General features: G+C 72.5%; 11 protein-coding genes. 3 read left to right on the forward strand and 8 right to left on the reverse strand.

Features of this window, described 5'->3' with window-relative positions; all coding sequences use genetic code 11:
• From AOK11_RS08355 to AOK11_RS08380, 6 genes are all read right to left on the reverse strand, one after another.
• The coding region (locus AOK11_RS08355) for a helix-turn-helix transcriptional regulator (RefSeq protein ID WP_055593021.1) at window positions 1-740 on the reverse strand (740 nt) is incomplete at its 3' end.
• Between the two features lie 77 nt (window positions 741-817).
• The gene (aceE, locus tag AOK11_RS08360; protein WP_055593012.1) at window positions 818-3,520 is read right to left on the reverse strand and encodes a pyruvate dehydrogenase (acetyl-transferring), homodimeric type; all 2,703 of its coding nucleotides are present in this window, start codon (window positions 3,518-3,520) and stop codon (window positions 818-820) included.
• 371 nt (window positions 3,521-3,891) lie between these two features.
• Window positions 3,892-4,515: a GntR family transcriptional regulator gene (locus AOK11_RS08365; RefSeq protein ID WP_055593013.1), complete on the reverse strand. Its 624-nt coding sequence runs from the start codon at window positions 4,513-4,515 to the stop codon at window positions 3,892-3,894.
• A 368-nt stretch (window positions 4,516-4,883) separates the two neighbouring features.
• A complete protein-coding gene (sucB, locus tag AOK11_RS08370) occupies window positions 4,884-6,317 on the reverse strand; it encodes a 2-oxoglutarate dehydrogenase, E2 component, dihydrolipoamide succinyltransferase (protein WP_055593014.1) in 1,434 nt (477 codons plus the stop codon).
• A 60-nt stretch (window positions 6,318-6,377) separates the two neighbouring features.
• Entirely contained in the window at window positions 6,378-7,766 is a 1,389-nt protein-coding gene (gene lpdA, locus AOK11_RS08375) for a dihydrolipoyl dehydrogenase (RefSeq protein WP_055593015.1), read from the reverse strand.
• Between the two features lie 304 nt (window positions 7,767-8,070).
• A complete protein-coding gene (locus AOK11_RS08380; protein ID WP_055593016.1) occupies window positions 8,071-9,618 on the reverse strand; it encodes a leucyl aminopeptidase in 1,548 nt (515 codons plus the stop codon).
• A 253-nt stretch (window positions 9,619-9,871) separates the two neighbouring features.
• Between AOK11_RS08380 and AOK11_RS08385 the strand changes: the two genes are divergently transcribed.
• Window positions 9,872-10,690 (forward strand): endo alpha-1,4 polygalactosaminidase, encoded by an 819-nt coding sequence (locus AOK11_RS08385; protein WP_055593017.1) that lies wholly within the window; start codon window positions 9,872-9,874, stop codon window positions 10,688-10,690.
• A 37-nt stretch (window positions 10,691-10,727) separates the two neighbouring features.
• On the opposite strand, the gene AOK11_RS08390 is transcribed toward AOK11_RS08385, so the two are convergent.
• On the reverse strand, window positions 10,728-11,519 hold the full coding sequence (locus AOK11_RS08390) for an adenosylcobinamide-GDP ribazoletransferase (protein WP_055593018.1): 792 nt from the start codon (window positions 11,517-11,519) through the stop codon (window positions 10,728-10,730).
• 60 nt (window positions 11,520-11,579) lie between these two features.
• Between AOK11_RS08390 and AOK11_RS08395 the strand changes: the two genes are divergently transcribed.
• A complete protein-coding gene (locus AOK11_RS08395) occupies window positions 11,580-12,344 on the forward strand; it encodes a hypothetical protein (RefSeq protein ID WP_055593019.1) in 765 nt (254 codons plus the stop codon).
• Between the two features lie 60 nt (window positions 12,345-12,404).
• Here AOK11_RS08395 and cobT read toward each other — a convergent pair whose 3' ends face one another.
• Complete coding sequence (gene cobT, locus AOK11_RS08400) at window positions 12,405-13,598, reverse strand: nicotinate-nucleotide--dimethylbenzimidazole phosphoribosyltransferase (protein ID WP_055593020.1); 1,194 nt, start codon at window positions 13,596-13,598, stop codon at window positions 12,405-12,407.
• 251 nt (window positions 13,599-13,849) lie between these two features.
• Between cobT and AOK11_RS08405 the strand changes: the two genes are divergently transcribed.
• On the forward strand, window positions 13,850-14,812 hold a 963-nt coding region (locus tag AOK11_RS08405; protein ID WP_079034706.1), incomplete at its 3' end, for a methyltransferase domain-containing protein.

The raw sequence follows: 14,812 nt of genomic DNA on the forward strand, positions 1-14,812 counted from the left end.
CCCTCGGGCGACAGCCGTACCACCACCTCCGCCCGCAGGATCGAGCGCGCGAACTGCTCCGCACGCTCCGCCCAGAAAGCGGGCAGGTCGAACGCCGGGTCGCGCGCGAAGCGTGCCGGACCCGATCCCGAACCCGTTCCCGGACCCGACGCCCCCTGCTCCGACTCCCCCTGCCCCGGCACCCGCGCGCACAGGTACCAGACGCCCGCCTTGAGCACGAGCCCGTACGGCTCCAGCTTCCGCTCGACCTCGGTGTCCCCGCGCCGGTAGCGCGCGACGACGGGACGGTCGTCCCACACCGCGTCCGCCACCGCGGGCAGCAGCTCGGGCGCCGGTGTCTCGCGGAACCAGCCCGGGGCGTCCAGGTGGAACCGCTGCGCCGCCGCCCTCGGCGCGTCCCGCAGGGACGGCAGCAGCGCCGCCGACACCTTCAGCCGGGCCGCGGAGGCCGCGTCCTCCAGCCCCATCTCGCGCAGCGCGCCCGGCACCCCGGACAGGAACAGCGCCTCCGCCTCGCCACGGGCCAGCCCCGTCAGCCTCGTCCGGTACCCGCCGACCAGGCGGTACCCGCCGGCCCGCCCCCGGTCCGCGTACACCGGCACCCCGGCCTCGGACAGCGCCTGCGCGTCCCGGGTGACGGTCCGCTCCGACACCTCCAGCTCACGCGCCAGTTCGGCGGCGGTCATGGAGGGCCGGGACTGGAGCAGCAGCACCATCTTGATCAGCCGGGCAGCGCGCATGCGACCCATGATGCAGCAGGAGGCCCCCGCCGCAGCGGGGGCCTCCTGCCGTCACGGTCCGTGGGACCGGGGCCCTGTCACAGGCCGTACTTCTCGCGCGCTTCCTTCACGGCCGTCGCCTGCACCTCGCCGCGCCGGGCGAGCTGCGCCAGCGCCGCGACGACGATGGACTCGGCGTCGACACCGAAGTGGCGGCGGGCCGCCTCACGGGTCTCCGACAGGCCGAAGCCGTCGGCGCCCAGCGAGGAGTAGTCCTGCTCGACCCACTGCGCGATCTGGTCGGGGACCTGGCGCATGTAGTCGGACACCGCCAGCACCGGGCCCTCGGCACCCTGGAGCGCCTGCCGGACGTACGGCACCCGCTCCTCGCCGCGCAGCAGCGCCGCGTCGGCCTCCAGCGCGTCCCGGCGCAGCTCGGTCCACGACGTCGCCGACCACACGTCGGCCGCCACGCCCCACTCCTCGGCGAGCAGCCGCTGCGCCTTCAGCGCCCAGTGGATCGCCGTACCGGAGCCGAGCAGCTGGATCCGCGCGGCGTTGGCCGCGGGGGTGAGCCCGGCCGACTCCGCCGTGTTGAAGCGGTACAGGCCCTTGAGGATGCCCTCGTCGATCCCGGCCGCCGACGGTTTGGCCGGCTGCTGGACCGGCTCGTTGTAGACCGTCAGGTAGTAGAAGACGTCCTGGTCCTCGCCCGGGGCCGCCTCGCCGTACATCCGGCGCAGACCGTCCTTGACGATGGTGGCGATCTCGTACGCGAACGCCGGGTCGTAGCTCAGCGCGGCCGGGTTGGTCGCCGCGATGACGGGGGAGTGGCCGTCGGCGTGCTGCAGGCCCTCACCGGTGAGCGTGGTGCGGCCGGCGGTGGCGCCGACGAGGAAGCCGCGGCCGAGCTGGTCGCCGAGCTGCCACATCTGGTCGGCCGTGCGCTGCCAGCCGAACATCGAGTAGAAGATGTAGAACGGGATCATCGGCTCGCCGTGCGTCGAGTACGACGTGGAGGCGGCGATGAAGTCGGCCATGGAACCGGCCTCGGTGATCCCCTCGTTGAGGATCTGGCCGTTCTTGGCTTCCTTGTAGTACATCAGCTGGTCGCGGTCGACCGGCTCGTACGTCTGGCCCTTGGGCGAGTAGATGCCGAGCGAGGGGAAGAGTGACTCCATGCCGAAGGTGCGCGCCTCGTCGGGGACGATCGGCACCCAGCGTTTGCCGGTCTCCTTGTCGCGGACCAGGTCCTTGACCAGGCGGACGAACGCCATGGTGGTGGCCACGTTCTGCGAGCCGGAGCCCTTGTCGAAGGCGGTGAACGCCTTCTCGGCCGGGGCCGGCAGCGGCGCGACCGGGTGGACGCGGCGGGCCGGGGCCGGACCGCCGAGGGCGGCGCGCCGCTCCTGGAGGTAGCGGACCTCGGGTGAGTCGGCGCCCGGGTGGCCGTAGGGGACCTGGCCGTCGACGAAGTCGCTGTCCTTGATCGGCAGTTCGAGGCGGTCGCGCATCGCCTCGAACTCGTCCGTCGACAGCTTCTTCATCTGGTGGTTGGCGTTCTTCGACGCGAAGCCGTCGCCGAGCGTGTGGCCCTTGACCGTCTGGGCCAGGATCACGGTCGGCGCGCCCGTGTGGGAGAGCGCGGCGCGGTAGGCGGCGTAGACCTTGCGGGCCTCGTGGCCGCCGCGCGAGAGCTGGAAGCACTCGATGATCTTGTCGTCGCTCAGCAGCTTCGCCATCTCGGCGAGCGCCGGGTCCTTGCCGAAGAAGTCCTCGCGGATGTAGGCGGCGTCGCGGGTCTGGTACGTCTGGACCTGCGCGTCGGGTACCTCGCGCAGGCGGCGGACCAGCGCGCCCGTGGTGTCCAGCTGGAACAGCTCGTCCCAGGCGGAGCCCCACAGGCTCTTGATCACGTTCCAGCCGGCGCCGCGGAACTGGGCCTCCAGCTCCTGCACGATCTTGAAGTTGGCGCGGACCGGGCCGTCGAGCCGCTGCAGGTTGCAGTTGACGACGAAGGTCAGGTTGTCCAGGCCCTCACGGGAGGCGAGGGTGAGCGCGGTGGTGGACTCCGGCTCGTCCATCTCGCCGTCGCCGAGGAACGCCCACACGTGGGAGTTCGACAGGTCCTTGATGCCGCGGCTGGTCAGATAGCGGTTGAACCGCGCCTGGTAGATCGCGGAGATCGGGCCCAGGCCCATCGACACCGTGGGGAACTCCCACAGCCAGGGCAGACGCCGCGGGTGTGGGTAGGACGGCAGTCCGTCGCCGCCGGCCTCGCGGCGGAAGTTGTCGAGGTGCGCCTCGGTCAGCCTGCCGTCGAGGAAGGCACGGGCGTAGATGCCGGGGGAGGCGTGGCCCTGAATGTAGAGCTGGTCTCCGGAGCCGTCACCCTCCTTGCCGCGGAAGAAGTGGTTGAAGCCGGTCTCGTAGAGCCAGGCCGCGGAGGCGAAGGTGGCGATGTGGCCGCCGACGCCGTACTTGCTGCCGCGGCTGACCATCGCCGCCGCGTTCCAGCGGTTCCACGCGGTGATGCGGGACTCCATCGCCTCGTCGCCGTCCACGGCGGGCTCGGCGGCGGTGGGGATGGTGTTGACGTAGTCGGTCTCGAGGAGCTGCGGCAGTGCGATGCCGGCGCCCTCGGCGCGCTCCAGCGTACGGCGCATCAGGTAAGCGGCCCGGTGCGGGCCGGCTGCCTTGGCGACGGCATCGAGCGAGGCCTGCCATTCGGCGGTCTCCTCGGGGTCGCGGTCCGGGAGCTGGTCCAGCTCGCTCGGCTGGATGGCCTTGGGGTCGGTCATGTCGCCGCCTTCCTCAGTCGAAGGGGGTTCCCTCATCGGTTAAGGGTTCGGGGGTGCCCTTGGTCTTTGGCAGGACAGGGCTGAGGTCTCTGATGGAGACCCCGCTGGTGACCATAACCTGCTGATCGATGATCGATCAAAGGGTTCAGGTGAAAATCTCTTGATTTCAAGAAAGTCGGCACGCGGTGCCCGGGGGAGTGGCACCGAGTGACGTGAAAAGGGGGATGTTTTCGCAGGTGAGCGTGGGTCTCCGCAGGTATGGCGACACGGGTTCCGGTGCGTGTCCCGGCCCGCGTCCGGGCCTCCCCGTACTTGTCCGAGCGCCTGCCGTCCGACGTCCGCGCCGGGCTCGCGCGACTCCCGCGCCGGGCTCACGCCCGGGGCGCGCACCCCAGTACGTGGGCCTTCACGATCTCCGCGATCCGCGGGTCACGGCGGCGGAACGCGGTCACCAGGTCCTGGTGCTCCTCCGCGTAGGACTGCTGGACCGTGCCCAGCCAGCGGATGGACAGGGCGGTGAAGACCTCGATGCCCAGGCCCTCCCAGGTGTGCAGCAGCACCGAATTGCCGGCCGCGCGGACCAGTTCGCGGTGGAAGGCGACCGTGTGCCGCACCTGGCCCGTGCCGTCGGCGACGCGGTCGGCCTCGTACAGCGCGGCGACATGCGGCTCCAGCGCCGAGCAGTCCTCCGCCAGCCGGTCCGCCGCCAGTTCCGCGGCGATCGCCTCGAGACCGGCCCGCACCGGGTAGCTCTCCTCCAGGTCGGTGGCCGAGAGGTTCCGCACCCGCACGCCCTTGTTGGGCGCCGACTCGATCAGCCGCAGCGACTCCAGTTCGCGCAGCGCCTCCCGCACCGGCGTCTGGCTGACCTCCAGCTCCGTCGCGATCCGCCGCTCCACGATCCGCTCGCCCGGCTGCCAGCGCCCGCTGATGATCCCTTCCAGGATGTGCTCGCGGATCTGCTCGCGCAGCGAGTGGACGACGGGCGCGGTCATGAGGGCTCCTTGAACAGGACTCGTGAATCCGGGGCAGCCGCCCGAAGGGCCCCGTCGAGAGGCGGCGGACGGACGACGGACAGAGGACCCTTGAGGGCGTTTGACCCTTAGACAATACGGCCGTGACGCCGTCCGGGAGGGGCGCACAGGGTGCTTTGGATCAGGTGAGACGAGGCTTACACGGCGCATACGGCACGTCCCGCGGCGTATGCGCCGAGTCCCGGACGAGCTGTACGTCCGGGACCGCGCAGCCCGTACGCCGGACCCCGCGCACCACGCACCGCGCACACGACGGTGCCCCCGTCCGGAGACTTCCGGACGGGGGCACCGGTGACCGGGGTCGGCGACCCGGTCTCAGCGGCCGTGGATCACAGGCCGAGCTCGACCTCGAACTCGCCCGCCTCCAGGATCGCCTTGACCGAGTTCAGGTAACGGGCCGCGTCGGCGCCGTCCACCAGACGGTGGTCGTAGGACAGCGTCAGGTACGTCATGTCGCGGACGCCGATGACCGTGCCCTCCTCCGTCTCGATGACGGCCGGACGCTTGACCGTGGCACCGATGCCGAGGATCGCGACCTGGCCCGGAGGCACGATGATCGTGTCGAACAGCGCGCCGCGCGAACCGGTGTTGCTGATGGTGAAGGTCCCGCCGGACAGCTCGTCCGGGGTGATCTTGCTCGCCCGGACCTTGCCCGCCAGCTCGGCCGTGGCCTTGGAGATACCGGCGATGTTGAGGTCACCGGCGTTCTTGATGACCGGGGTCATCAGGCCCTTCTCGGAGTCCACCGCGATACCGATGTGCTCGGTGTCGAAGTAGGTGATGGTCCCCTCGGCCTCGTTGATCCGGGCGTTGACGGCCGGGTGGGCCTTCAGCGCCTGGGCGGCGGCCTTGACGAAGAACGGCATCGGGGAGAGCTTGACGCCCTCACGGGCCGCGAACGCGTCCTTGGCCCGCGTCCGCAGCTTCATCAGCCGCGTGACGTCGACCTCGACGACCGAGGACAACTGCGCCTGCTCGCGCAGCGCCTTGACCATGTTGTCGCCGATGACCTTGCGGATCCGCGGCATCTTCAGGGTCTGGCCGCGCAGCGGCGAGGCCTCAAGGACCGGGGCCCGCTTGGCGGCGGGCGCCGCCTGCGGCGCGGGAGCAGCAGCCGGGGCGGCCTTCGCGGCCTCGGCCGCGGCGACCACGTCCTGCTTGCGGATACGGCCACCGACGCCGGTGCCCTTGACGGTGGACAGGTCGACGCCGTGCTCGGCGGCGAGCTTGCGCACCAGCGGGGTCACATAGGCGCCCTCGTCGGTCGGCCGGGCGGCGGCCGGAACGGCGGCGGCCGGAGCCGGAGCGGCCAGCTGCGGGGCGGGAGCCGGGGCCGGAACAGGCGCCGGAGCGGCCTGCTGCGGAGCCGGAGCCGGGGCCGGAACAGGCGCCGGAGCGGCCTGCTGCGGAGCCGGAGCCGGGGTGGGCTCGGGCTGCGCCGGAGCGGGCTCCGGAGCAGCGGCCGGCGCCGGGGCGGCCTGCGGGGCGGGAGCCGGGGCCTGCTCGGCAGCCGCCGGAGCGGCACCCGGAGCGCCGATGACGGCCAGCTTGGCGCCCACCTCGACGGTCTCGTCCTCGGCGACCTTGATGGAGGACAGCACGCCGGCGGCCGGAGCGGGGATCTCGGTGTCGACCTTGTCGGTGGAGACCTCGAGCAGCGGCTCGTCGGCCTCGACGCGCTCGCCCTCGGCCTTCAGCCAGCGGGTGACAGTGCCCTCGGTGACGCTCTCGCCGAGCGCCGGAAGGGTTACGGAAACCGCCATGGTTTCGGTTGCTCCTTAGAAGTGCGGAAGTCTGTGTCGTCGCGCCCGTGACCGAAGAGGTCAGTCGTGGGAGTGGAGGGGCTTGCCCGCGAGGGCCAGGTGCGCCTCGCCGAGCGCCTCGTTCTGCGTCGGGTGGGCGTGGACCAGCTGGGCGACCTCGGCAGGCAGCGCCTCCCAGTTGTAGATCAGCTGGGCTTCGCCCACCTGCTCGCCCATACGGTCGCCGACCATGTGGACGCCGACCACCGCACCGTCCTTGACCTGGACGAGCTTGATCTCGCCCGCGGTCTTGAGGATCTTGCTCTTGCCGTTGCCCGCCAGGTTGTACTTCAGGGCGACGACCTTGTCCGCACCGTAGATCTCCTTGGCCTTGGCCTCGGTGATGCCGACGGAGGCGACCTCCGGGTGGCAGTACGTCACCCGCGGCACGCCGTCGTAGTCGACCGGGACGGTCTTCAGACCGGCCAGCCGCTCCGCCACCAGCATGCCCTCGGCGAAGCCGACGTGCGCGAGCTGGAGCGTCGGGACGAGGTCGCCGACCGCGGAGATCGTCGGGACGTTGGTCCGCATGTACTCGTCGACCAGGACGTAGCCGCGGTCCATGGCGACCCCGGCCTCCTCGTAGCCCAGGCCCTGCGAGACCGGGCCGCGGCCGATGGCGACGAGCAGGACCTCGGCCTCGAACTCCTTGCCGTCGGCGAGGGTGACCTTCACGCCGTCCTGGGTGTACTCGGCCTTCTGGAAGAAGGTGCCCAGGTTGAACTTGATGCCCCGCTTGCGGAACGCCCGCTCCAGCAGCTTCGAGCTGTTCTCGTCCTCGACCGGGACGAGGTGCTTGAGGCCCTCGACGATGGTGACCTCGGTGCCGAACGACTTCCACGCGGAGGCGAACTCGACGCCGATGACGCCGCCGCCCAGCACGATCGCGGACTTCGGCACACGGTCCAGGACGAGGGCGTGGTCGGAGGAGATGATCCGGTTGCCGTCGATCTCCAGGCCCGGCAGCGACTTCGGCACGGAGCCGGTCGCCAGCAGGACGTGGCGGCCCTCGACCCGCCGGCCGTTCACATCGACGGAGGTCGGCGACGACAGCCGGCCCTCACCCTCGATGTAGGTCACCTTGCGGGAAGCGATCAGACCCTGCAGGCCCTTGTACAGGCCCGAGATCACGTCGTCCTTGTACTTGTTGACGGCCGCCATGTCGATGCCCTCGAAGGTGGCCTTCACACCGAACTGCTCGCTCTCGCGGGCCTGGTCGGCGACCTCGCCCGCGTGCAGCAGGGCTTTGGTGGGGATGCACCCGTTGTGCAGGCAGGTACCGCCGACCTTGTCCTTCTCGATCAGGGCGACGTCCAGGCCCAGCTGCGCCCCGCGCAGGGCCGCGGCGTAACCACCGCTGCCACCGCCGAGGATCACTAGGTCGAAAACAGTGCTGGCGTCGTTCGCCACGTCACGTCCTCCATGCATGTGCGCCACGCCGGTCTCCAGCGACCGGTCGGCGGCTGGTGTCCGGCCGCTCTTTTGCCTTCGGCCCTTCGGTGGGGCCCTGTCCTGCCGAGCCCTATCCTCGCACTTGTCGACGCGGAACGAGACGTGGGGCGGCAGTGTGAGGCGTCCCACGTTCGAACACCCGCCCGTCGCAGGCACGGTGAGCACGTGCGACGGCCGTACGACACGGCAGGGCGTGACCCGGCCGGCGGTCGGCGGGGCCCCGTCCTGCCCGCGTACGGGGTCCCGCCGGCGACCGGTCGGCTCAGCCCAGCTCTCCGGCCGCCGTCTGCTCCGCGAGGCGGACCAGCGTCCGCACCGCCGAACCCGTACCGCCCTTGGGGGTGTAGCCGAAGGGGCTGCCCTCGTTGAAGGCCGGTCCCGCGATGTCGAGGTGGGCCCAGGTGATGCCCTCGCCGACGAACTCGCGCAGGAAGAGACCGGCGACGAGTCCGCCGCCCATCCGCTCGCCCATGTTCGCGATGTCGGCGACGGTCGAGTCCATCCCCTTGCGCAGGTGCTCCGGCAGCGGCATCGGCCAGGCGGGCTCGCCGACCTCCTCGGCGGCCTCCAGCACCGCGGCGCGGAAGGTGTCGTCGTTCGCCATGATGCCGAAGGTGCGGTTGCCCAGCGCCAGGACCATCGCGCCGGTCAGCGTCGCGACGTCCACGATCGCGTCGGGCTTCTCCTCCGAGGCCGCCCACAGCGCGTCCGCGAGGACCAGCCGGCCCTCGGCGTCGGTGTTGAGCACCTCCACCGTCTTGCCGCTGTACATGCGCAGCACGTCACCCGGACGAGTGGCGGAACCCGAGGGCATGTTTTCGGCCAGGGCCAGCCAGCCGGTGACATTGACCGCGAGGCCGAGACGGGCGGCGGCGACGACCGCGGCGAACACGGCGGCGGCACCGCTCATGTCGCACTTCATCGTCTCGTTGTGCCCGGCCGGCTTCAGCGAGATGCCGCCCGAGTCGTACGTGATGCCCTTGCCGACGAAGGCGAGGTGCTTCTTCGCCTTGGCGGAGGTGTACGACAGCTTCACCAGCCGCGGACCCGCCGCCGAGCCGGCGCCCACGCCGAGGATGCCGCCGTGGCCGCCCTTGGCCAGCGCCTTCTCGTCGAGCACCTGCACCTTGATGCCGTGCTCCTTGGCCGCGGCCTGCACGACGGCGGCGAACGCCTCGGGGTCGAGGTCGTTGGGCGGGGTGTTGATCAGGTCGCGGGCCCGGTTGAGCTCCTCGGCCACCGCGGTGGCACGCTCCACGGCCGCCTTGAACGCCTTGTCCCGGGCCGGCACGCCGGCCAGCACGGCCTCGGCGAGCGGCGTCCTGCGGTCCTTCTTCTTGTTCTTGCCGCCGTTGTCGTCGCTGTTCTTGTAGGCGTCGAAGGAGTACGCGCCGAGCAGCGCGCCCTCGGCGACCGCGCCGGCGTCGGCGGCGTCCGTCATCGGGAGGGCGAAGACGGCCTTCTTGGAGCCGGACAGGGCGCGGGCGGCCACGCCGGCCGCCCGGCGCAGCGCCTCGGTGTCGGGGGCGGCGTCCTTCTCGGGCTGGGCGCCCAGGCCCACCGCGACCACGAGCGGCGTCTTGAAGCCGGTCGGTGCGGGGAGCTTCGTCACCTCACCCTCGGCGCCGGACGCGCCGAGGGTCTCCAGGACGCCGGCGAGCCTGCCGTCGTAGGCCTTGTCCACGTCTTCGGCGCCCGGTACGACGACCGGGCCCCCGGCCGCGGACGCAGTGCCCTTGGCGACACCGATCACGATCGCGTCGGCCCGCAGGCCGGGCAACGCGGCGGTGCTGAGAGTGAGAGCAGTCACGGTGGTGAATTCTCGCTTCCGATGTGAAGTTGCTGTGGCCGAAAGGTGTGGGTCGACCGGCCCGGCGCCGACCCTAACGACGACCTGACGGTACGGTCTCGGCGGGGCCGTCCCCGGTACGGCGACACTCCGGACGAGACTACGCGCGTCTGCGTGTCCACTCCCTCACGCGGGTCTTCACCGATTGTTGACGTGGCGGTCACCGGAGCCCCGCCCGCGGACCGCCGGACGGCGGCGAAGGTGAGAGACGCCCATGAGACGACCCGCAGGACTGCTTGCCGCGCCACTCGCCCTGTGCGCGCTGCTGCTGCTCGCGGGCTGCGTCCCGGGACCGGACCCGGGGTCCGGCTCCGGTGCCGGGCGGAGCGACGGCCCCCGCTGGCAGCCGCGTCCCGGCACCGACTGGCAGTGGCAGCTCAGCGGACGCCTCGACACCTCCGTCGACGTACCGGTCTACGACATCGACGGGTTCGACCACTCCGGGGACACGGTCGCGCGGCTGCACCGCGACGGCCGGAAGGTCATCTGCTACCTGTCCACGGGCGCCTGGGAGGACTTCCGCCCCGACGCCGGCGACTTCCCCGACGAGGTGATCGGCCGCGGCAACGGCTGGGAGGGCGAGCGCTGGCTCGACATCCGGCGCACCGACGTCCTGGAACCGATCATGGCCGAGCGGTTCGACATGTGCCGCGACAAGGGATTCGACGCGGTGGAGCCGGACAACATGGACGGCTACCGCAACCGCACCGGATTCCCGCTCACCGCGGCCGACCAGCTCCGCTACAACCGCCTGATCGCCCGGCTCGCCCACGAACGCGGCCTGGCCGTCGGCCTGAAGAACGACCTGGACCAGATTCCGCAGCTGGTCGGCGACTACGACTTCGCGGTCAACGAGCAGTGCGCCCAGTACGGCGAGTGCGAGGAACTCACCCCGTTCGTCGAGGCCGGCAAGGCCGTCTTCCACGCCGAGTACGAACTGCCCGCCGACCGCTTCTGCGCGGACTCCCGGCGGCTGGGGCTGAGTTCCCTGCTGAAGAAGTACGAGCTGGGGGCCTGGCACCGAGCCTGCTGAAGCCCGTACCGGACGGGTCCCGGGCGTCGTGGACGGTTCAGCCCAGCGCGGCGACGACGAGGACGGTCGTCGCCGCGGTCTCCGTCAGCGCGCCGAACACATCGCCGGTGACTCCGCCGAAGCGGCGGACGCAGTGCCGCAGGAGGAGTTCCGCGGCCGCGGCCGACAGCAGCACCGCGAAAACGGTACGGACGACGCCGTCCGTGCCGAGGAGGGCGCCCCCGGCCGCCGAGGCCCCGGTCACCGCGAGCCCGACCATCACGGCACCCGCCCGCGGGACGGCCCCGGCGACCGCGGCGCCCAGCCCTTCCGGACGGGCGGGCGGCACCCCGGTGCGGGCGGCGAGGGTGAGGACGAGCCGGGCCGCGACCGCCGCGACCACGGCGGCGAGCGCACCCCGGGTCCAGGAGTCGCCGTACGCCTGGGCCAGCGCGGCCACCTGGGCCAGCAGCGCCAAGACGAGGGTGAGCACGCCGAACGGTCCGATGTCCGACTGCTTCATGATCCGCAGCGCGTCCTCGGCCGGCTTGCCGCTGCCGAGCCCGTCCGCGACGTCGGCCAGCCCGTCGAGGTGCAGTCCGCGCGTGAGGACGGCGGGTACGGCGACGGTGGCGACGGCGGCGAGCGGCGCGCCCGCGCCGAGGAACAGCAGCAGGAGTCCGGCGGCGGCGGCCACGGCGCCCACCACCAGCCCGGCGAGCGGGGCGCACAGCATGCCGCCGCGCGCGGCCGGGCGGTCCCAGCGGGTCACCCGGACCGGGAACACGGTCAGGGTGCCGAAGGCGAAGCGCAGACCGTCGGACAGCGAGGTCGGGAAGGGGGCGGGCACCGGCGCAGGTTACCCGGTGGTCGGCAGGGCGCCCCGGGCAGCCGTGGATAAAGTGCGCTTATGGGACATTGGCTGCAGCGGAACATCATCGAGCCGGGCAAACTGCCGCTGCTTCTCGCCCTCGCCTCCTTCGTCCTCACCTTCGTGATCACCCGGACCGTCACCCGGTTGATCCGGGCCGGCAGGGGCCCCTTCGGCAACGTCAAGGCGGGCGGTCTGCACATCCACCACGTCGTGCCCGGCGTGATCCTCACGGTCGTCGGCGGTTTCGGCGCGGTGGCGGGCGGCCGGCACGGCTTCGGGTCGGCGCTCAGCGCGGTCGTCTTCGGCATGGGTGCCGGTCTCGTCCTGGACGAGTTCGCGCTGATCCTGCACCTCGACGACGTCTACTGGACCGAGGCGGGCCGGCAGAGCGTCGAGGTGGTCGTCCTCACCGCCGCCCTGGTCGGGCTGGTGCTGGCCGGGTTCTCCCCGTTCGGGGTCAACGACCTCAGCGAGGACGAACTCCAGAACCGCGTCGGCGTCGCCCTGAACGTCGCGGGCAACTTCCTCTTCTCGCTCATCGCCCTGAGCAAGGGCAAGGCGAGGATCGCCGTGTTCGGCGTGATCGTCCCCGTCATCGCCGTGTTCGGCGCGCTGCGCCTGGCCCGTCCCGGTTCCCCGTGGTCCAGACGCTTCTACCGGCGCAGGCCCCGCGCCCGCGCGAAAGCAGTCCTCCGCGCCTACCACCACGACCTCCGCTGGTCGGCGCCCCGCCGCGCCGTCCAGGACTGGATCGGCGGCAAACCCGACCCCGACCCGACCCGCCCCGTCGAACGCGGGTGACCGGTCGAACGCGGGTGACGGAGCGGGGCGGTGGCGTACCTGGGGCCGTCCCCCGGGACGTCAGGGGGCCGGCTGCTCGGGCTTCGGCGCTCCCGAGGCCTCCGATTCCGCCGGCCGGCCCGCCTCGGCAGACTGCTCCGAGGGCTCCGAGGGCTCCGAGGGCTCCGAGGGCTCCGGTGTCTCCGATGGCTCCGGGGTCTCCGACTCCTTCGGGCGTTCCGGCAGTTCCGCGGCCAGGGCGGCCGCCGCCTGGACCAGGGGGAGGGCCAGGAGACCGCCCGTGCCCTCGCCCACGGTGACGCCGTGGGAGAGCAGCGGTTCCAGCGCCATCCGGTCCAGCGCCTTGGCCTGGCCCGGCTCGCCGCTGTCGTGCGAGGCCAGCCACCAGTCCGGCGCCCGGAACGCGATCCGCTGCGCCACCAGCGCGCACGACGCCGTCACGACCCCGTCGAGCACGACCGGCATCTTCCGTACCGCGGCCTGCAGCAGGAAGCCCGTCATCGCGGTGAGATCGGCCCCGCCCACCGTCGCCAGCAGCCGCAGCTGGTCGCCGAGCACGGGCCGGGCCCGCCGCAGCGCGTCACGGATCGCCGCGCACTTGCGCATCCAGGCCAGGTCGTCGATCGCCAGCCCGCCGCGCCCGGTGACCACGGACGCGTCCGTCCCGCACAGCGCGCCCACCAGCACCCCCGCCGCCGTGGTCCCGCCCACGCTCACATCGCCGAGCACCACCAGGTCCGTACCGGAGTCGGCCTCCTCGTCGGCCAGCGCGACCCCGGCCCGGAACGCCGCCTCGGCCTCCTCGGGGCTCAGCGCGTCCTCGACGTCGATCCGTCCGCTGCCGCGCCGCACCCGGTGCCGTACGACGTCCTCGGGCAGGGTGTCCGGGTCGCAGTCCAGGGCCATGTCGACCACCCGCACCGGCACCCCGAGCCGCCGGGCCAGCACGGACACCGGACGTCCGCCCTCCAGCACCTCGCGCACCAGTTCCCCGGCGCTGCCCGCGGGCCGTGCCGAGACACCCTGCCGGGCGATCCCGTGATCACCGGCGAAGAGGACGACCCGCGGCCGTTCGACCGGCCGCACCGGCACCGCGGACTGCGCGGCGGCCAGCCACTCGCCCAGTTCGTCGAGGCGGCCCAGCGAACCGGGCGGCACGATCTGGCGCTCGCGGCGCGCCTCCGCGTCACGGCGTACCCCGCCGTCCGGACGCTCGATCAGATCGGTGAAGTCGTCGAGATTAAGCGCGCTCATTCGCCGAACAGTACCGGCCCGGATCGAACACGCCGGAGCCCTGGGGCCCGTCGCCGGCGTCCCGCCCACCGGGCGACGCCACCCCGGCGTCATTGCGCCCGGGATCGGCATCCGATCCGTAACGTTTTGCAAGGGAATGTCGCCACCGTCCGCCCCGACCGTTCAACGGTCCACCGAGTCCGTTCCGCCTGCTCCACCCGTTCCGCTCACGCCTCTCCCCGCCCGCCTCGCCCGACTCACCCGGAGCCGCCATGTCCGAACCCGACGCGCCCGCCGCCGTCCCGTCGTCCGCCGTCCCCCGCACTCCGGTCGTCCCCGCCCAGCAGGCCTCCGTGCGGGTGCACGAGCCGCGCCGCGAAGACTGCCCCTGGTGCGGCTCCACGCGGCTGCGCAACCGGCTGCGCACCGGTGACCTGCGGCGGCACCGGCCGGGGCGGTTCACCGTCGACGCGTGCCGGGAATGCGGCCACACCTTCCAGAACCCCCGGCTCACCGCCGAGGGCCTGGCCTTCCACCGCCGGACGCCGCGCGGAGCCCCCCGGGACACCGTCACCGACCACGTCCTCGCGCTGCGCGACGCCCCGCGCCGCCGCCGGGCCACGGCCCGCGCGATGCTGCGCTTCGGCGAACCGGAGAGCTGGCTGGACGTCGGCACCGGACACGGCCGCTTCCCGGACACCGCGCGGGAGTTCTTCCCCTACACCGCCTTCGACGGCACCGATCTCACCGCGCGCGTCGAACGCGCCCGCATCCTCGGCCGCGTCGAGGAGGCCCACATCGGCGCGCTGACGGACCCGAAGCTGCTGGCCCGGGTGGCGGCCCGCTACGACGTCGTCAGCCTGCTGCACCACCTCGAACACACCACCGACCCGCGGGCGGAACTCCGCGCCGCCCTGGACTGCCTGCGCCCCGGCGGCCACCTGCTCGTCGAGACCCTGGACCCCAGGTGCGCGTTCGCCGCCCTGTTCGGCAACCGGTGGCTGTCCTACGACCAGCCCCGCCGGCTCCACCTGCTGCCGCCGCGCAACCTCCGGGCCGAACTGGAGGCACTCGGCTGCGCGATCGTCACCACCAGGTCCGTCGCCGCCGGGTCCGGCACGTCCAGGTCCGCCACCGCCAAGTCCAGGCACCGTGCCCTGTACGTCCCGTACGACCTGGCCGGCGCCGCCGCGCTGGCCCTCTCCCAGGCCCTGCCCGCCCCGGACGCCCCCTGG

The organism is Streptomyces hirsutus (genome assembly GCF_001418415.1).
Lineage (GTDB): Bacteria > Actinomycetota > Actinomycetes > Streptomycetales > Streptomycetaceae > Streptomyces > Streptomyces hirsutus.

Bases quoted from the DNA above. Each gene is read 5' to 3' on its own strand.
- AOK11_RS08395 (WP_055593019.1), top strand. From the start codon at position 11,580: ATGGGACATTGGCTGCAGCGGAACATCATCGAGCCGGGCAAACTGCCG.
- AOK11_RS08365 (WP_055593013.1), bottom strand. From the start codon at position 4,515: ATGACCGCGCCCGTCGTCCACTCGCTGCGCGAGCAGATCCGCGAGCAC.
- aceE (WP_055593012.1), bottom strand. From the start codon at position 3,520: ATGACCGACCCCAAGGCCATCCAGCCGAGCGAGCTGGACCAGCTCCCG.
- cobT (WP_055593020.1), bottom strand. From the start codon at position 13,598: ATGAGCGCGCTTAATCTCGACGACTTCACCGATCTGATCGAGCGTCCG.
- sucB (WP_055593014.1), bottom strand. From the start codon at position 6,317: ATGGCGGTTTCCGTAACCCTTCCGGCGCTCGGCGAGAGCGTCACCGAG.
- AOK11_RS08385 (WP_055593017.1), top strand. From the start codon at position 9,872: ATGAGACGACCCGCAGGACTGCTTGCCGCGCCACTCGCCCTGTGCGCG.